Origin of the sequence: Streptacidiphilus alkalitolerans (genome assembly GCF_042511045.1) — a bacterium.
Taxonomy (GTDB): domain Bacteria; phylum Actinomycetota; class Actinomycetes; order Streptomycetales; family Streptomycetaceae; genus Streptacidiphilus; species Streptacidiphilus alkalitolerans.
The window spans coordinates 36,747-52,065 of the sequence record NZ_JBHEZX010000017.1; the positions used below are offsets into that span (position 1 = coordinate 36,747).

The window sequence follows — 15,319 nt, forward strand, 5'->3', positions numbered from 1 at the left end:
TGTCGGGCAGTGAACCGCCCGGTCGCCTACAACAGCTGGATCCCGGACGGATAGGCCGAGAAGCGGACCCGCTGCTGAGCGCCGCCGGTCTGCCGGGTGGTGCGCAGTTGCCCGGCGTCCAGGCCGCTGCGCTCCAGGGCTTCCCTGGCGCCGTCGTACTGGTCGTCGGTCAGTACGGGGGTGCGGGACAGCACGAACCCGCTGCGCCGAGAATCGTCGGTGACCACGGCCCAGTCGTAGTCGGGGCCCACGCCGATCACCACGTAGTTCGCGGTGCCGCCGTGCCGGTAGCCCTCCCCGGCGTCCGCCCGCCGGAAGGACACGTTGAGCCGGTTGTTCCCCTCGTCCAGGGGCCGGGCCGCGCCGGTGATCCGGCTGTCGCTCCCCCACCAGGTGATGCAGCTGTTCCGCACGCCGACGGTGCCGTCGGAGCGCAGCGTGTACTCGGCCTGCGCGTCCTTGGCGCACTGCAGCTCGTACCAGGCCGGTACGGCGGCGATCTGGAACCAGCTGCCCAGGTAGCGCTGGACGTCCACCTCCTTGACCGGCTGCAGCGGCGGTGCCTGGTCCGGGTCGCCGGCCGTGGCGCGCATCCGCCGGCCGACTGCTCGTGCCGCTGCCGCGGTGCCGACAGCAGCGGCGGTGACGACGGCGGTTGTGCGAAGGATGGCCATCTCGAACTCCTCGTGGTCGGAAAGGTCGGGGGAAACTCAGGGGGACAGCAGGGTCTGCAGCAACTCCGCCGCGCGCTGGGCCTCTCCCGCGCAGCAGGTGTTGAGTACCGCGTGGACCTGCTTCGCCTGCCCGGAGAGGAGCGTCAACTGCTCGGCCCAGTGCGCGAGTTCCCGTTCCGAGTAGCTGTAGCGGAAGCGGTCCTCCTTGCTGCCGCCGACCCAGGCGCGGCTGTGCCCGTGCAGCCGGACCACCGCCGTGGACGAGGTCACCGCGAGCAGTGGGGGCACCGCGCCCCGGTGCCCCTGCGGCATGTCGACGCAGACGTAGGCGGCATCCCGGGACCGCAGGTACCCCAAGGTCCTGGCCCGCCGCTCCGGGCCGTCGACCCAGGAGGAGTGTCGGAACTCCACCGCCGCCGGGAGCGGTCGGCAGCGGTCCAGCGCATCGCTGACCCGTTGCTCCCAGCGCGGCGCGGCGGTGTACCAGGGCGGGAACTGCAGCAGCACCCGGCCCAGCCGACCGCGGGCACGCAGCGGCTCGACCGCTTCGTGGAAGCGGCCCCAGGCCACCTCAGGATCGCGGGGCTCCACCCGGCCGGGGTGGCCGGTGAGCGCGGCAAAGGCCTTCACGTCCATCACAAAGCCCTCGGGAGTGCTGTCCGCCCAGCGCTGGACCGTGGCCGGCGCGGGGACGGCGTAGTACGGGGAGTCCGCCTCGACCAGACCGAAGCGCGAGGCGTAGTGGGCCAGGCGCTGGGCCGGGGTGCGTGTCCCCGGCGGGTACCAGCCGGAGGCTGTCAGTTCGCGGTCGGCCCAGCCTGCCGTGCCCACAAGAATCGCGCCCATGGCCGACGCCTGCCCGCTGCGTCGGCCCCGATGCGCCGCTGTGGACAACGGCCTCAGGTAAGGCGGCGCAGCTCCCGCACCACGAGGGCGGTGCTGGTGGCCAGGGCGAGAGCCGCGGCCCCGGCGTTGACCAGCTGCAGGGCGTCGCTCTCGCGGCGGGCGCTGCGGATGTCGCTGATGACGCCGAAGGCGCCGAAGATGCTGCTGCCGATGCTTAACAGCAGTCCCGCCCTGGACTGCCGGAAACCCCGGAGTTCTTCGACCTTCTGCTTCGCCGATGTCATGGTGCGTCCTCCCCTGCGTCAGTGCGGCGTACGCCGCTGCCCTGCCCCCTACCCCGATCCGAGGCCGACCGTGCCCCCTGGCCGACCGCGAGCTAGGAGTCCGTCGACGGGGTAGGCGGGCGGTCATGACCTTGAAACATCCAGCCGAGACCAACGGGGGCCAGCGCAGCCGGTTCGACCGGCTGGCCGAGCACGCCTCCAACTTCAGCAGCTCGCCCGCGTTCTTCCTGCTCTGCCTACTGCTGGTGCTCGCTGTCCTGGGCGTGCACACCACGCACCTGTCCACCGACACCAAACTACTGGCGGGCGACGCGATGACGGCGGTCACCCTGCTGCTGCTGGCCCTGCTCAAGAACTCCGAGCGGCGCTCGGAACGCGCCGTGCAGCGCAAGCTGGACGCGATAGCCGCCTCCCTGCTGGAACTGCACGGGGACCGCTCAGGGCCCGTGCAGGACGGCCTGGAGGCAGCGATCCGGATGGAGGACGAGCTGTGAGCCGCTGAGGGATCCGCAGGCGGCCCTGGGCTGCACGCCGGCCTCGTCGACCAGTGGAACGGCCGACGGGGCCGGACGTCGGCCTTTGACCTCCCCAGGCCGCGACCGAGTGCAGCAGGCGACGGCTACCCGGTTCCGAAAGACGCAAACAGGCTGTGGCCGATCCACGCCACCAGTTCCGCCGGGTCCGCGTAGACCTGCTCGGCTCCGGCGTCGAGGAGTTCGCCGCGGCTCACCCCTCCCGAGAGCACGCCGAGGCAGCGCACCCCGGCCCGGTGGGCCGCCTTGACGTCCCACGGCGTGTCGCCCACGAACACGGCCCGGTCGGCCGGGACCCCCGCCTTGGCCAGCGCCCGCCGCACCAGATCGGGCGCGGGCTTGGCGGTGTCCACGTCGTCGGCGGTCACCGCGTCCGTGATGGCGTCGTCCGCGTCCAGCGCCTTGCGCAGGGCCCGCAGTTCATCCTCCTTGGCAGAGGTGGCCAGGACCACGGTCCAACCGCGTTCCGCGCAGGCCCGCAGCAGTTCGGCGGCGCCGGGCAGCGGCTGCAGCGAGGGCCAGTACGCCGCGTAGAGGGCGCTGTGGGCCTCGGACAGCCTGCTGTCCTGGTGCCTCCCACCAGGTGACGGCATGCACGTACGAGGTGTCCACCAGGGTGCCGTCCACGTCGAACAGAACGGCGCGGTCGCGTTCCTCGGGCATGTCGCTGCTCCCTCGCTCAGGTCCCCGGATCAGTCCTCTCAGGACTTCTTCCGGCCCTTGGTCTGGCTCCGCGGCGCTGCCGTCTTGGCCGGGGCCTCGGTCAGGGCACCGCCCGCCGTCTCGTGGTGGGCCCGGATGAACCAGTGGAACTGCTCCAGTGCGTGCAGTTGGGCGATGAGCATGTCCTGGGTGACCGGGTCCGACTCCTCGGTCGCCGCAGCGGCCTTGCGGTGGTCGATGATGATCCCGGTGTAGACGTGGTCGAGCGCGACCAGGTGCTCCAGGGCGTCGGCGCGGCCCAGCTTGTAGTTGTCCCAGGTGCGCTCGGAGACCAGGGTGCCGGGGGTGCCGTCCGGCGAGCCGCCGAGTGTGGCGATCCGCTCGGCGGTCTCGTCGACCATCGCGCGGACGGCCTCGACCTGCGGGTCGATCATGGTGTGCACCGCGATGAAGTGCGGCCCCACCACGTTCCAGTGGACGTGCTTCAGGGTCAGCGCCAGGTCGTTGAGCGCGTGCAACCGCATCCGCAGCTGGTCGATGACCTCGCCGGCGTCGTTGAGGGAGATGCCGGGGACGGTGTAGCGGGGAGTGCTCATGGCGTCTTCGCTTTCTGCGCGGTGGACGGGTCGCGGTGTCGCCTTCCCGGTTTCGGGGCGGGCATCCGTCGCCAAGAGGGTGGTTTTGTCAGGTTCGCCCGAGTACGGGCGCGATACGCCCGGGCTCCAACGTGAGCAGCAGGTCACCGAAGCCGCCCCGGGCCCGGGCATCGCGCCGGCCCGAGGTGAGCACCGGGCAGGCGTCGCTGCGCAGCAGCCGGTGGCCTCCGCGCTCCAGTGCGGCGACGAGGGCCACGTCCTCGCCCTCGGCCAGCGGCGGGAAGCCGTCGGCGGCGAGGTAGGCGTCGGCCCGCAGGCCCAGGTTGGCGCCGTGGACGTGGGGGTGCTCGCGGCCCTGCGCCCGGTAGGCCGTGTACTGCCGCAGAAAGCGGTCCGCGGTGCCGGGCGGGTGCGCGGACCAGTCGCCGACCCGTACCGTACCGAGGATCCCGGCGAAGCCCGCCGCGGCATGCCGCAGCTGGTGGGCCAGCCAGCACGGCGGCACCTGGGTGTCCGCGTCGGTGTGGGCGAGCCAGACCTCCTCGGCGGAGAGCCCGGGCGTTTCGGCCCGCAGCAGGTCCAGCGCGTAGGCGGTGCCCAGGGCCCGGCTCGCGCCGGCCCCGGCACCGACCACCTGCACCGTCCGCGCGCCCAGCGCCCGGGCCAGGGTCTCAGTGCCGTCCGCGCAGGTGTCGGCCACCACCACGGCGGTCACGGCCAGGCCGGCCAGCTGCGGGTGGCGGGCGGCCCGGTGCACGGCGCGCAGGCAGCCGCCGATCAGCCGCTCCTCGTCGCGGGCGGGGACCACGACGGCGAGCGCCCGAATCACGTCAGCCCCTCGGCAGCGGCCACCGACAGCCGGACCGGATCGTCTTCGCCCGGATCCTCGGGACATACCAGGACGTCCAGCAGGAAGTCGGGCTCGCTGTGCGAGGCGATGGGTACCAGGCCGGGCGTGGCGCGCACGGCTTCGTGCACGGCGTCGCCGCTCTGGCAGTGGTCCGGGACCGGGTGACGCCAGTGGACGGCGACCAGCGTGCCGCCGGGCTCCAGCGAGGCGACGGCGCGGTCGAGCAGACCCCGCAGTTTGGCCGGATCCAGGTAGTAGAGGAACTCGGAGAGCACGATCAGGTCGAAGCTCTCGGCCGGCCACTGCTCGGGCAGCAGCCGCTGCTCCACCCGCACGTGCGGGTGACCCTCCAGGCGCTCCCGCGCGGTGCCGACCGCTCGGGTGGACCGGTCGCAGCTCAGCAGCCGGTCGCAGCGCCGGGCCAGCAGCAGACTCAGCGCGCCCACCGAGCAAGCCGGTTCGAACCCGCTGCGGTAGCGGACGCTCGGCAGCGCGGCGGTGGTCAGCGCGTACTTGCGCTGCTCGTACCAGCGGCTGCCCAGGCTCCACGGATCCTCGGCGTCCTGGTACATCCGGGCGAAGTAGCTTTCCGGCGTTGCCTCCGGAGCGGCGGCAGGGGTACCGGCGGGGATGCTCATCGCAGGATCACCTCCTGGTCGCGCAGGAAGTGCGCGACCTCCTCGGGCGGCAGCACCGCTGCGTCACCCGGCTTCTCCCCCAGCGGCTGGAGCTGGCTGGCGAAGCAGTCCAGCGCGGCCCGCTTGCGCCGTCGGTGGTCCGCCCCGAGCGGGATCCCGGACGCGCGACCCCAGGGCACCCTGGGGTCACCGGGGTGGGACCAGTGCCAGGTCCAGACCGGGTACTGGACGACCGGGACGCCGGTCAGGGCGCCGGCGGCCAGCGCGGCGCGTCCGGCCGCCTCGTGGTCGGCGTGCACATCGCCGCTCCAGGGCGCCGCACAGACGTCGAAACCCCGGACCAGCCCGGTCAGCCGCTCGATCAGCTCGTTCTCATGCAGGCCCACGCCGGTGTCCGGCAGGCCCAGCCGCACCACCTCCACATCGGCGGCGCCCAGTGCGGCCAGCGCCTGTTCGGTCTCCACCGCCCGGATCCGGGCCAGATCGCTGGCGGCGGGTGCGTCGCTGTGCGGGTGGGACGCCTCCCCGTCGGTGACCGAGACCAGCCGCAGCCGGACTCCCGCGTCCGCGAGCCTGGCGATGGCGCCGCCCAGGCCGAGCACCTCGTCGTCCGGATGCGCGGCCACCACGACGGCGCTGCGGAGCCCGGTCAGGGCGAACTCCGGGAGGGCGGCCAGCTCCGCCCAGCCCGCCCAGGCGGACTCCGGCGTGCCCGCCGCCTGGATCGGATCGCGCGGCGCTCGGGTGCTCACCGGCGCTCCCGTTCCGCGTCGGCCAGGGCCGCGCCGAGGCCGGCCAGATCCCGTTCGCCGTGGTACTGGCGCAGGTAGACGGTCAGGTCGGTGACCTGCCGGGCGTGCTCCCGGTCGTGGCCCAGCGGCCCGGCGCCGAGGGCCCGCCCCACATGGTGCAGCACGGCCATGGCCGCGTCCTCGGTCGCCGCGCGCACCCGCATCGACCGCAGCGCGGCTCCGCCCTTGCGGTCCGCGGGATCGGCGTCGAGTTCGACCGCGGCCCGGTCCAGCAGTGCGGACACCGCCTCCAGCCGCGCGTCCACCGCCCCGAGGTGGGCCAGGGTGTGCGGCTCGGGACCGTGTGCTGCGGCGGCGCGCAGCAAGGTCGCGGCCACCGCCCGCGCGCCCCCGAACCAGCAGGCCGCCACGCCGATGCCGCCGTGGGCGAAGCCCGGCCGCGCCAGGTAGGCGCCCGGTTCGCCCAGCGGTACGGCCGGTACCCGGTCGAAGTCCAGGTCCAGAGTGTCACTGGCCGCCATCCCGGCGGCCGGCCAACTGTCGGGCACCGGGGCCACCCCGACCGCGGTCGACACGGCGAACAGCCGCCGCTGGTCGCCGTCACGCGCGGTGACCAGGGCGTCGGTGCAGACCCGGGCTCCGGAGCAGTAGGGCTTTCGCCCGGACAGGGCCCAGCCGCCGACCTCGGTCCGTTCGGCGCGCAGCACGGCCCCGGGCGGCTCCGCGGCCCAGACCGCCCAGCGCGCACCCGGGACCGGGGTCGGCACACCGGGGACGCCGAGGAAGGTGAGCTCGGCCAGGATCGCCAGGGCATCGGCGTGCCCTTCGCAGAGCCTGGCCAGGGCCAGGTCCGCCTCGGCGATCCGGGTCAGTGCCGACCAGCGCGAGCGGGTGTCGCCGGAACCCGGCAGCGGCAATTCCAGCTCCCCGGCGTTCACCAGGGCGGTGAACCGGCCCGCGACTTCGATCCGGTGCCCCTCGACGTCCAGTCCTCCGCCCGGGGGCTGGTGGCCCTGCACGAACGATTCCGGCCCGCTGGGGGCCGTCATGATGCTGACCTCATGAAACGCGTCTGCCCCCGCGCCCCCGGCGCACACACCCGACCCACCGCACCGCCCCGTTTTCACCCGGTCCGGGATTTCCACCCGGACCGGGCAGGCGCGGCGCCGGGTCGGTGGTCAGGCGGACGGGGCCGCGAAATAGTGGCCCTTGTTGAGGTCGTCGACCAGCCCGGGGCCGGTCGGCTCCCAGCTCAGCAGCTCGCGGGTGTACGCGCTGGACGCGGGGCTGTCGAGGCCGAGGAACCCGGCCAGCCAGGTGAAGTGCGCAGCCGCGTCGTCGGGGGCGACGGAGGCGACGGGCAGGCCGAGGCCCCGTCCTATCGACTCGGCGACGGCACGGATCGGCACGCCCTCTTCGGCGATCGCATGCAGCGAGGAGCCGGCCGGCGCGCCCTCGAGCGCCAGCCGGAAGAGCCGCGCGGCGTCGGAACGGTGCACAGCGGGCCACCGGTTGGCGCCGTCGCCGATGTAGCCGCTGAATCCCTTCGCGCGGGCGATGGCGACGAGGGTGGCCATGAAGCCGTTGTCCCCGTCGCCGTGCACGGTCGGGGGAAGCCGGACCACCGCGGAGCGGACGCCGCGCTCCGCGGTGGCGACCGTCGCCTGGGCATTGGCCCGTCGCTTGGCCGGACCGGGCGCGGAGTGGGCGCCGGGCGGGTCGGACGGCCCGCCGTCCTGCTCGGTCGCGACCCGGCCCGATGCGAGGCCGAGGGTTCCCGAGGCGATGAGGAGCGGGCGGTCCGAACCGGCGAGCGCCTCGCCGAAGGCGTCGATGGCACGGCGGTCCGCGTCGGCCGCGTCCTCGAAGCCGCCGCTGAAGGCGATGTCGTGCTTGAAGGCGAGGTGGATCACGCCGTCGGACTCGGCAGCCGCGCTGCGCAAGGTGTCGAGGTCGTCGATCGTGCCGCGGCGCACCTCGGCTCCGGCGTTGGCGAGAGCGGCGGCCGAGGCGTCGGAACGGGCGAGCCCGACGACATGGTGGCCGGCGCCGATGAGCTCAGGAACCACGGCTGAACCGATCCAGCCGGACGCACCTGTGACGAACACACGCATGAGAAGAACCTCCGGTCAGTCCCCGATGTCAGTTGCTGTCATCAGCGTAGCACTGGATGTCAGTCACTGCCATCGCGTATGATCTGGGCCATGAGCCGATGGGAGCCGAACGCGCGCGGACGACTGGAGCAGGCGGCGCTGGCCCTCTACAGCGAGCGCGGGTTCGAGCAGACCACCGCCGCACAGATCGCCGAACGCGCCGGGCTCACCGAGCGGACGTTCTTCCGCCACTACGCCGACAAGCGCGAGGTGCTGTTCGGCGGTGCGAGCGCGCTGGAGCAGGCCTTCGTCGAGACCCTGGCCGGCACCCCGGAAACGGCCGCCCCGATAGACGCGATGGGTTCGACGCTGCAGATCGTCGCCGACTTCTTCCTGGACCGCCATGAGTTCGCCCGGCAGCGCCAGGCCGTCATCATGGCGAACACCGAGCTGCGCGAGCGCGAGCTGATCAAGCTGGCGTCCTTGTCCGACGCGCTCGCCACCACCCTGCGCGGACGCGGCGTCAAGGACCCGGCCGCGAGCCTCACCGCGGAGGCGGGCATCGCCGTCTTCAAGATCGGGTTCGAGCGCTGGGTCGGCGCGGACGGCGAACGCCCCCTGGCGGACTTCCTCCGCGAGTCGCTCGACGAACTCAAAGCGGTGACCACCGGCGGGTGACCGCGGGCCCGGGGGTCGGCAGGCCCGGGCGTCGCCCGCTGCTACGACCCGCCGAGGGCCCGCTGCAGTTCGGCCTTGTTCATGGCCGAACGGCCCTTGACGTTGCGCTGCTTGGCCTCGTTGTAGAGCTGGGCGTAAGTGGGGCCGCCCGCCCCCTGGTGCGAGCGCAGGCCGCCGCGCCGGGACGAGGACATGTCCTGCAGCGAACTGCGGCTGGCCGTCTTCGACTCTCCGGCGCGGGCCCGCTCCTTGTTCACGGTGCGCGCGGCGATCTCCTCGGCGCGCTTGTCACTTGTCCCGCGCTTCTTCTGACTGTCCTTGATGTGCTCGTACTGGCGCTCACGCTTGGCGCTGGATCCCGAAGGCACGGTCTCCACCTGCTTCCTCATGTCGCTGAACGGGCTCGGTCCACACGCCTACCCCGTACCGGCGGTCCCACCCGGCCCCGTCACTCCCCGGTGGGGGCCTGCTCCGTGACCCCGGGCGGCTCGTCCTGGAACCCGCACACCCAGGCCAGGGCGTCATGGACGCCCTGAACGTAGTCACGCGGCACGGTACGCAGCGGCTGGGACGCCAACTGGACCAGAGTCGCGTCGACCTCCGCGGTGATTCCCTGCGTCGACGGCACCCCCTTCTCCCTGAGCCCGGTGATCGGGGCCGCGTCGGCGTGTCCCAGCGCCCAGACGTAGCCGGTCAGCGCCCCTCGGACGAACTGGGTCTGCCGGTGCGGCGCCGCACCCACCGCGTCGAGGTCCCGATGCTCCCTCTCGACCTCGGAGCGTCGCCGCGCACCGATCTGCTGCTCTTCCAGCGCTACTGAGTCTTCCTTCTTCATACGTGTTCGTCTGTCCCCGGCCCACGCCCCCATGCGCGAAGCCTCGCGCCGGCCGGGGATCAGCGGGACGCTGATGGCCGGAGGGTGACATGACATGGATCGGCCCCAGCAACTCCGCCGAGGTGACCGTTCCCGACGTGGTCGGGCTGATCGTGGCCCACGCCCGCACCGTCGCGACGGAGGCGGGCCTCGCGCTCGCCACAGACGATCCGGACGGCCCGCCGGTCGGTGCGCTGACCTGGCCGGGCGTCTGGGTGGTCACCGCCCAGCGGCCCGCCGCCGGCACCCGGATGCGCCGCTGGGGCTCCCTGGTGATCGATTTCAGGGAACTGCCCGGCGGCACGGCCGGGGATCGTGAACCGCGCCGCCCGCCTCCCCGACCGGGCGAGCTCGCCGCCGAAGCCGAACCCGAGGTCGAGCCTGAGGTCGAAGCCGGGCCCCACCCCGCAGCGGATCCCGACCAGCCCGGTGAACGTCTGCGGCCACCGCCTGCCTAGGCCGGGTGCAGGGCGAAGGAGAGGGCGAGTTGGGGCAGCAGGGCGGTGATCGTCTTGCCGCCGGTGCGGTGCAGGGTGACCTGCACCGCGTGGGCCAGGGTGCGGACCAGGTTCCAGCCGAAGCCGCCGGTGCCGGTGGACGTGTCGGCGGTGCGCGGCACCGGGGCCGTAGGGCTGGTGTCGCTCACGGCGACCGCCAGGTGGGACCCCTCGTCGGCCAGGTCGAGGGCGCAGGGGCCCGGGGCGTGCCGCACCGCGTTGGCCACCAGTTCGCTCACCACCAGGACCACGTCCTCGGCCTGGGCCGCGGACAGCGCGGGCCGGCGACGGTCCAGGAAGTCGCGGGCATGGGCGCGGGCCGCAGCCGTGGAACCGGACCGCCCGTCCAGTACATAGGTGGCATGGCAGTGAAGCGAATGCTGCCCGAAGTCCATGTGCCTGCGCCCTTACTCTTCGAATCGTCGTGTTCGTAGCAGACGCCTGCCCGCGCCGCGCCGCCCGATGCGCCCGCTGGGGATGCAGGTCTCCCGCCTACCGCAGGAGAGCCGGCCGATCCGTCACCACAGGACGTCGTCGACGGGCAGTGCCTGGGCCGCGTCCTCCCCGTCCCAACGGAAGGTCAGCGCGTGGTCGGCGGCGGCCGACGTCAGCGCCCGGCGCAGCACCTCGGCGGCCTGGGTGAGCGCCTGGACCGAATCCACCCCGTACATGGTCCACACGGGTGAGTCGCCCAGGCCCTGGATCCGGCACGGGCACTCCCAGTCCCCCGACTTGTCCGGGTTCGGGCGCGGGCGGCCGATCTGGATGCCCAGCGTGGTCCGGCGACCGTCCGGATACACCGCCTCGATCGCACGGCTGGCGATGATCTCGCCGAGCCGGTCCTCAGCCATGTCCACAGCCATGTCCACTCCGCTCTCCTTCGCTCTTCCCCGTCCATATCGTCCGGTACCGACCAGGTGACCGCGAGCGAGCTTGCAAGGTGAATGGCCATTCACCTACTGTGGTGAACGCTCATTCACCTCACCGAGGAGTACCGCCGTGCCCACTCCCGCGCCCGGCAGCCGCACGGTCGTCGCCGTGCTGGCCGCAGGTGGCATCGTGACCACCCTGGTGCAGACCGCGGTCGTCCCATTGCTGCCGCAACTGCCCCGGCTCACCCGCTCCGCGCCGGTCGACGTGGGCTGGGTGGTCACCGTCACCCTGCTGACCGGGGCGGTCGCCACCCCGCTGCTCGGCCGGGCCGGGGACATGTACGGCAAGCGGCCGATGCTGCTGCTCGCGCTCGGCTCGCTCACCGCCGGGTCGCTCCTGTGCGGATTCACTTCGGATCTCGCCCTGCTCCTGGCCGGACGCGGACTCCAGGGCGTCGGCGCGGCGGTGATCCCGCTCTCGATCAGCATCCTGCGCGGGGTGCTGCCGCCCGAGCGGACCGGTTCGGCCGTCGCGCTGATGAGCTCCACCGTCGGCATCGGCGCGGCCCTGGGCCTGCCGCTCGCGGCGCTGCTGGTCCAGTACACCGACTGGCACGCGATGTTCTGGGCCACCACCGGACTGTCCGCCGCCGTGCTGGCGCTGGCCTGGCACACCGTCCGGGAGGTGCCGAGCCGCTCGCCGGGCCGCTTCGACATACCCGGCGCGCTCGGGCTGAGCGCGGGCCTGGTCCTGCTGCTGCTGGCGACCTCCAAGGGCGGCGACTGGGGCTGGGGCAGCCCCCGTACGCTCGGCCTGATCGGCGCGGCAGCCGTGGTGCTGGCGCTGTGGGGCCGTCAGCAGTGGTCCGCACCACGCCCGCTGGTGGACCTGCGGCTGGCCGCCCGTCCTGCGGTCCTGCTGCCGCACGCCGCCGCGCTGCTGGCGGGGTTCGCCTTCTACGCCAACTCCCTGGTCACCGCCCAGCTGGTGCAGGCTCCCCGGGCGACCGGCTACGGCCTCGGGCTGTCGATGGTCGGGGCGGGCCTGTGCCTGCTGCCCAGCGGTGTGATCATGGTGCTGTGCGCTCCACTCTCCGCCCGCGTCTCCGCCGCCCGCGGGGCCAAGGTCACCCTGGCCCTCGGCGCGGCCGTGATCGCCGTGGGCTACGCGCTGCGCTTCGGCGACAGCCGCCAGTTGTGGACCGTGATCACCGGCGCGGCGGTGGTCTCGGTCGGCACGGCGCTGGCCTACTCCGCGCTGCCGATGCTGATCATGCGTGCGGTGCCGATGGACCAGACCGCGGCGGCCACCGGACTCAATGTGCTGATGCGCACCATCGGCCAGGCCTTCTGCAGCGCGGCGGTCGCCTCCGTCCTGGCCTCGCACACCCGCGCCTTCGGCGGCGCCGTCACCGCGCCCACGCTCGACGGCTACCGCACCGGCTTCGCCATGGCCGGCACGGTCGCCCTGCTGGCCTGCGCCACCGCCTGCCTGATCCCGCACCGCAGTACGGAAAGTGAGACCCATGCCCGACGCCCACAAGCCCGCCCCGCGCCCGGCCTCACCTCACCCGGCCTCACCGCAGGCGAACTCCCCCGGCCCGGCGACCCGGCCGCGTGACGCGGAGGCCCGCCGCGCCGACATCCTGCAGGCGGCCCGCTACGCCTTCGGCCGCCACGCCTACGCCGACACCACCATCGCCGGCATCGCCCAGGCGGCCGGGGTGAGCCCGGCCCTGGTGATGAAGTACTTCGGCAGCAAGGAACAGCTCTTCTCCCAGGTCTTCACCTTCGAGGACGACGCCGAGGCCCTGCTCGGCGCCCCCCTGGACACCCTCGCCCGCCACATGGTGCTGCACCTGCTCGCCACCCAGCACGGCGAGGCCCGCGACCCCATCCTGCGCATCGCCTTCTCCCGTCTGCACGACGAGCAGGGCCGCCAGGCCCGCGCCAACTTCCGCGCCCAGGTGATCACCCGCCTCGCCGAGCGCCTCCCCGGACCGGACGCCCCGCTGCGCGCCGAGATGGCCGTCGGCATCCTGCTCGGCCTCGGCGCCCTCTACGCCATGGTCCAGGCGGAGACCGTACGGGCGCTGACGTCCGATCAGATCGCCGACCACTACGCCCCCCTGATCCAACCCCTGCTCTCGGACCCTTCCGCCTAGCCCCAGTCGGCGAAGCCCCCCGCCTCGCAATTCCTCTCGGGCCTTGAGTGACTGACCCAGTCAGTCTATGGTGAGCCCATGCGTGGACGGATGCCGATGCGACCCCTGGAGGAGATCGCCGACGCGGCGGTGCGCGTGTTCCTGGCGCAGGGCTTCCGGCCCGCCGGCATCTCCGACGTCGCGGACGCGCTCGGGCTCAGCCACGGCGCGGTCTACACCTACGCTAAGAGCAAGCAGGCCCTGCTCCACCTGGCGCTGGTGCGGGTGCTGCGGCCGGACACGGTGGCCGCGCTGGAGGTGCCGGTGCCCACCCCGACCGCCGACGAGGTCGTCGCGCTGGTCGAGTCCTGGGCCGGCGACCGGACCGCGCTGCCGCTCCTGGCCGGCGCCTCCACCCGGCCGACAGACCTTCCTCCGGCTGCGGAACTGGGCTCCGTGGTCGACGAGTTGTACTCCTTCGTCGAGCAGCACCGGACGGCGCTGCAACTGGTCGAGCGCTGTGCCGAGCAGCTGCCCGAGCTGGCCCAGTGGTACTTCGTGCAGCGGCGGCGCGCGATGGTCGGCCAGCTCGGCGACTACCTGGCCGCCCGGATCGAGGCCGGGCTGCTGCGCCCGGTCCCCGATGTGGCGGTCGCCGCCCGGTTCGTCGTGGAGACCGTCGCCTGGTTCGCCATGCACCGTCACAACGACCCGGACTCGCGGATGCTGACCGACGAGGACTGCCGCCGCACCGTGCGCCACCTGCTGATATCCGCGTTTCCCGCTGTGGAGGCCAGCCATGCCGGAGACCGCTGAACGCGTGTTACCCACCACCCCGTCCACCCCCGGCCGCGCCGCGACGGCAAGGCGTCCGGTGCTGCTGGTCGCCGCGGTCGTGGCGGTGGTGCATCTGGCGGTCGCCACCCGGTACGGCTGGCACCGTGACGAGTTCTACTACGTGATCTGCGGCCGGCACCTGGCCTGGGGCTATGTCGACCAGCCGCCGCTGACCCCGCTGCTGGCCCGGCTCGCCGCCGCCCTGCCCGGCGGCGTGCTGCCGCTGCGGCTGCTGGCGGTGGCCTCGCAGGTCGGCTGTGTGCTGCTGGCACCGATGCTGACCGCCGAGTTCGGCGGCGGGCGCCGCGCGCAGACGATCACCGCTGCCGCGATCGCGGCCTGCCCGGTGTTCGTGGCCTCCTCGCTGCTCTTCGGCACCACCGTGGTGGACCAACTGGTCTGGGTGGCACTGCTGGTGCTGGTCGCCCGGGCGCTGCGGCTCCGCAGCACGGCTTCCTGGCTGGCCGCCGGGGTGACCGCGGGGGTCGGCCTGGAGAACAAGGACACGGTCGCCGTCCTGCTGCTGGGCATCGCGGTCGGTCTGCTCCTGCTGCGCCGCGAGGCGCTCACCCTCGCCGGACCGTGGCTGGCCGCAAGCGTGGCCGTCGCGCTGGCCGCACCGAACGTGATCTGGGACGCCGCCCACGGCTGGCCGAATCTGCGGATGGCCCAGGTGCTCTCCTCCGGAGAGGGCGGACCGCTCGGCTCACTGGAGCAACTACCGGTCCTCGCCGTGCTGTTGGCCGGTCCCCCGCTGATCGCGCTGTGGGTGCTGGGCGTGCGCTGGCTGGCGTCCCCGATCGGCCGGGCGCACCGGTGGGTGCTGGTGGTCGCGGTGGTGTCGGTGGTGGTGTTCACCGCGAGCGGTGGAAAGTCGTACTACCCGGCCCCGGCGCTGGCCGGGCTGTTCGCGGCGGGCGCGGTGCGGGTCGAGTCGATGGGGCGGTCCCGGGGCCGGACCGGCTGGCCGGTGGCGATCGGAGTGTCGGCGCTGGTAGCGCTGTTGATCGGCCTGCCGGTGCTGCCGTTGAGCGCGGCCAATACGATGCGGCAGCTCAACCCGACGGTGATCGAGACTTATGGATGGCCCGGGTTCGTCCAGCAGGTGCGGCTGGCCGCAGCCGCGCTGCCGCCCGGAACGCCGATCTTCACCAGCAACTACGGCGAAGCCGGGGCGCTGGCGATCCTGGGCCCGGCCGAGGGCCTGCGGCAGCCGGTGTTCAGCGGACAGAACAACTACGCGCTCTGGGGGCCGCCGCCCGGGCGGCCGGAGGTCGCACTGTGCGTGGGCGAGTTCGACCCCGCCCAACTGGGCCGGGCCTGGGGCCGGGTGACGGAGATCGCCCCGATCCGGATGAACGGCGTGAACGACCAGGAGACGCAGTTCCACGCCGCGATCTACGTCTGCCGTGAGCCGCGCGGCAGCTGGGCGCGGCTCTGGCCCGCCCTCGTCCACGACAGCTGAGGCAGACTGTGCGGGATCGGATT

Annotated in this window: 20 protein-coding genes and 1 pseudogene; 7 read left to right on the plus strand and 14 right to left on the minus strand. The window is 73.2% G+C overall.

Annotation, left to right across the window (positions count from 1 at the left end; genetic code table 11):
- Positions 1-26: 26 nt before the first annotated feature.
- From ACEZDG_RS30020 to ACEZDG_RS30030, 3 genes are read right to left on the minus strand one after another with little or no spacing between them, the layout of a single operon-like run.
- Positions 27-674, minus strand: coding sequence for a lipocalin family protein (locus tag ACEZDG_RS30020; protein ID WP_380515488.1), 648 nt, complete (start codon positions 672-674; stop codon positions 27-29).
- 36 nt (positions 675-710) lie between these two features.
- Entirely contained in the window at positions 711-1,520 is an 810-nt protein-coding gene (locus ACEZDG_RS30025; protein ID WP_380515491.1) for a DUF72 domain-containing protein, read from the minus strand.
- Between the two features lie 53 nt (positions 1,521-1,573).
- The gene (locus ACEZDG_RS30030) at positions 1,574-1,804 is read right to left on the minus strand and encodes a hypothetical protein (RefSeq protein WP_380515493.1); all 231 of its coding nucleotides are present in this window, start codon (positions 1,802-1,804) and stop codon (positions 1,574-1,576) included.
- A 125-nt stretch (positions 1,805-1,929) separates the two neighbouring features.
- Here ACEZDG_RS30030 and ACEZDG_RS30035 point away from each other — a divergent pair, with 125 nt between their 5' ends.
- Positions 1,930-2,298, plus strand: coding sequence for a low affinity iron permease family protein (locus tag ACEZDG_RS30035; protein WP_380515496.1), 369 nt, complete (start codon positions 1,930-1,932; stop codon positions 2,296-2,298).
- Between the two features lie 125 nt (positions 2,299-2,423).
- Here the strand turns inward: ACEZDG_RS30035 and ACEZDG_RS30040 are convergent.
- The 7 genes and pseudogenes from ACEZDG_RS30040 to ACEZDG_RS30070 all read right to left on the minus strand — a co-directional run bounded on the left by ACEZDG_RS30040 (position 2,424) and on the right by ACEZDG_RS30070 (position 7,950).
- Positions 2,424-3,000: pseudogene (locus ACEZDG_RS30040) on the minus strand (HAD family hydrolase).
- Between the two features lie 38 nt (positions 3,001-3,038).
- Positions 3,039-3,596, minus strand: coding sequence for a Dps family protein (locus ACEZDG_RS30045; protein ID WP_380515499.1), 558 nt, complete (start codon positions 3,594-3,596; stop codon positions 3,039-3,041).
- 88 nt (positions 3,597-3,684) lie between these two features.
- Complete coding sequence (locus ACEZDG_RS30050; RefSeq protein ID WP_380515501.1) at positions 3,685-4,425, minus strand: glycosyltransferase; 741 nt, start codon at positions 4,423-4,425, stop codon at positions 3,685-3,687.
- Entirely contained in the window at positions 4,422-5,084 is a 663-nt protein-coding gene (locus ACEZDG_RS30055; protein WP_380515503.1) for an SAM-dependent methyltransferase, read from the minus strand. The genes ACEZDG_RS30050 and ACEZDG_RS30055 overlap by 4 nt, the downstream gene beginning before the upstream one ends.
- Positions 5,081-5,836: a PIG-L deacetylase family protein gene (locus ACEZDG_RS30060; RefSeq protein ID WP_380515506.1), complete on the minus strand. Its 756-nt coding sequence runs from the start codon at positions 5,834-5,836 to the stop codon at positions 5,081-5,083. The genes ACEZDG_RS30055 and ACEZDG_RS30060 overlap by 4 nt, the downstream gene beginning before the upstream one ends.
- Entirely contained in the window at positions 5,833-6,885 is a 1,053-nt protein-coding gene (locus tag ACEZDG_RS30065; RefSeq protein ID WP_380515508.1) for an acyl-CoA dehydrogenase, read from the minus strand. The genes ACEZDG_RS30060 and ACEZDG_RS30065 overlap by 4 nt, the downstream gene beginning before the upstream one ends.
- A 129-nt stretch (positions 6,886-7,014) precedes the next feature.
- Positions 7,015-7,950, minus strand: a complete 936-nt coding sequence (locus ACEZDG_RS30070) for an SDR family oxidoreductase (protein ID WP_380515511.1) — start codon at positions 7,948-7,950, stop codon at positions 7,015-7,017.
- A gap of 90 nt (positions 7,951-8,040) precedes the next feature.
- On the opposite strand from ACEZDG_RS30070, the gene ACEZDG_RS30075 reads away from it, so the two are divergent.
- The gene (locus tag ACEZDG_RS30075; protein WP_380515514.1) at positions 8,041-8,607 is read left to right on the plus strand and encodes a TetR family transcriptional regulator; all 567 of its coding nucleotides are present in this window, start codon (positions 8,041-8,043) and stop codon (positions 8,605-8,607) included.
- 41 nt (positions 8,608-8,648) lie between these two features.
- On the opposite strand, the gene ACEZDG_RS30080 is transcribed toward ACEZDG_RS30075, so the two are convergent.
- Positions 8,649-8,975: a plasmid stabilization protein gene (locus ACEZDG_RS30080; protein WP_380515814.1), complete on the minus strand. Its 327-nt coding sequence runs from the start codon at positions 8,973-8,975 to the stop codon at positions 8,649-8,651.
- Between the two features lie 80 nt (positions 8,976-9,055).
- A complete protein-coding gene (locus ACEZDG_RS30085) occupies positions 9,056-9,442 on the minus strand; it encodes a hypothetical protein (protein ID WP_380515516.1) in 387 nt (128 codons plus the stop codon).
- An 89-nt stretch (positions 9,443-9,531) separates the two neighbouring features.
- Here ACEZDG_RS30085 and ACEZDG_RS30090 point away from each other — a divergent pair, with 89 nt between their 5' ends.
- Entirely contained in the window at positions 9,532-9,939 is a 408-nt protein-coding gene (locus ACEZDG_RS30090) for a PASTA domain-containing protein (RefSeq protein WP_380515518.1), read from the plus strand.
- Here the strand turns inward: ACEZDG_RS30090 and ACEZDG_RS30095 are convergent.
- Both ACEZDG_RS30095 and ACEZDG_RS30100 read right to left on the minus strand, forming a co-directional pair.
- Positions 9,936-10,373: an ATP-binding protein gene (locus ACEZDG_RS30095; RefSeq protein ID WP_380515521.1), complete on the minus strand. Its 438-nt coding sequence runs from the start codon at positions 10,371-10,373 to the stop codon at positions 9,936-9,938. The genes ACEZDG_RS30090 and ACEZDG_RS30095 overlap by 4 nt on opposite strands.
- A gap of 123 nt (positions 10,374-10,496) precedes the next feature.
- Positions 10,497-10,841 carry a DUF6968 family protein gene (locus ACEZDG_RS30100; protein ID WP_380515523.1) on the minus strand — a complete coding sequence of 115 codons (345 nt, stop codon included), beginning with the start codon at positions 10,839-10,841 and terminating at the stop codon, positions 10,497-10,499.
- A gap of 136 nt (positions 10,842-10,977) precedes the next feature.
- On the opposite strand from ACEZDG_RS30100, the gene ACEZDG_RS30105 reads away from it, so the two are divergent.
- From ACEZDG_RS30105 to ACEZDG_RS30120, 4 genes are all read left to right on the plus strand, one after another.
- Positions 10,978-12,471, plus strand: coding sequence for an MFS transporter (locus tag ACEZDG_RS30105; protein WP_380515526.1), 1,494 nt, complete (start codon positions 10,978-10,980; stop codon positions 12,469-12,471).
- Positions 12,377-13,015, plus strand: a complete 639-nt coding sequence (locus ACEZDG_RS30110; RefSeq protein WP_380515529.1) for a TetR/AcrR family transcriptional regulator — start codon at positions 12,377-12,379, stop codon at positions 13,013-13,015. The genes ACEZDG_RS30105 and ACEZDG_RS30110 overlap by 95 nt, the downstream gene beginning before the upstream one ends.
- Positions 13,016-13,093: 78 nt before the next feature.
- Entirely contained in the window at positions 13,094-13,810 is a 717-nt protein-coding gene (locus ACEZDG_RS30115; protein ID WP_380515532.1) for a TetR/AcrR family transcriptional regulator, read from the plus strand.
- Positions 13,794-15,296 (plus strand): glycosyltransferase family 39 protein, encoded by a 1,503-nt coding sequence (locus tag ACEZDG_RS30120; protein ID WP_380515533.1) that lies wholly within the window; start codon positions 13,794-13,796, stop codon positions 15,294-15,296. Before ACEZDG_RS30115 ends, ACEZDG_RS30120 begins: the two co-directional genes overlap by 17 nt.
- The last annotated feature ends 23 nt before the right edge of the window (positions 15,297-15,319 follow it).

Excerpts from the sequence above, each read along its gene's own strand:
- ACEZDG_RS30075 (WP_380515514.1), top strand. The coding sequence starts at position 8,041 with ATGAGCCGATGGGAGCCGAACGCGCGCGGACGACTGGAGCAGGCGGCG.
- ACEZDG_RS30120 (WP_380515533.1), top strand. The coding sequence starts at position 13,794 with ATGCCGGAGACCGCTGAACGCGTGTTACCCACCACCCCGTCCACCCCC.
- ACEZDG_RS30025 (WP_380515491.1), bottom strand. The coding sequence starts at position 1,520 with ATGGGCGCGATTCTTGTGGGCACGGCAGGCTGGGCCGACCGCGAACTG.
- ACEZDG_RS30055 (WP_380515503.1), bottom strand. The coding sequence starts at position 5,084 with ATGAGCATCCCCGCCGGTACCCCTGCCGCCGCTCCGGAGGCAACGCCG.
- ACEZDG_RS30095 (WP_380515521.1), bottom strand. The coding sequence starts at position 10,373 with ATGGACTTCGGGCAGCATTCGCTTCACTGCCATGCCACCTATGTACTG.
- ACEZDG_RS30100 (WP_380515523.1), bottom strand. The coding sequence starts at position 10,841 with ATGGCTGTGGACATGGCTGAGGACCGGCTCGGCGAGATCATCGCCAGC.
- ACEZDG_RS30035 (WP_380515496.1), top strand. The coding sequence starts at position 1,930 with ATGACCTTGAAACATCCAGCCGAGACCAACGGGGGCCAGCGCAGCCGG.
- ACEZDG_RS30045 (WP_380515499.1), bottom strand. The coding sequence starts at position 3,596 with ATGAGCACTCCCCGCTACACCGTCCCCGGCATCTCCCTCAACGACGCC.
- ACEZDG_RS30065 (WP_380515508.1), bottom strand. The coding sequence starts at position 6,885 with ATGACGGCCCCCAGCGGGCCGGAATCGTTCGTGCAGGGCCACCAGCCC.
- ACEZDG_RS30030 (WP_380515493.1), bottom strand. The coding sequence starts at position 1,804 with ATGACATCGGCGAAGCAGAAGGTCGAAGAACTCCGGGGTTTCCGGCAG.
- ACEZDG_RS30085 (WP_380515516.1), bottom strand. The coding sequence starts at position 9,442 with ATGAAGAAGGAAGACTCAGTAGCGCTGGAAGAGCAGCAGATCGGTGCG.
- ACEZDG_RS30110 (WP_380515529.1), top strand. The coding sequence starts at position 12,377 with ATGCCCGACGCCCACAAGCCCGCCCCGCGCCCGGCCTCACCTCACCCG.
- ACEZDG_RS30115 (WP_380515532.1), top strand. The coding sequence starts at position 13,094 with ATGCGTGGACGGATGCCGATGCGACCCCTGGAGGAGATCGCCGACGCG.
- ACEZDG_RS30070 (WP_380515511.1), bottom strand. The coding sequence starts at position 7,950 with ATGCGTGTGTTCGTCACAGGTGCGTCCGGCTGGATCGGTTCAGCCGTG.
- ACEZDG_RS30020 (WP_380515488.1), bottom strand. The coding sequence starts at position 674 with ATGGCCATCCTTCGCACAACCGCCGTCGTCACCGCCGCTGCTGTCGGC.
- ACEZDG_RS30090 (WP_380515518.1), top strand. The coding sequence starts at position 9,532 with ATGACATGGATCGGCCCCAGCAACTCCGCCGAGGTGACCGTTCCCGAC.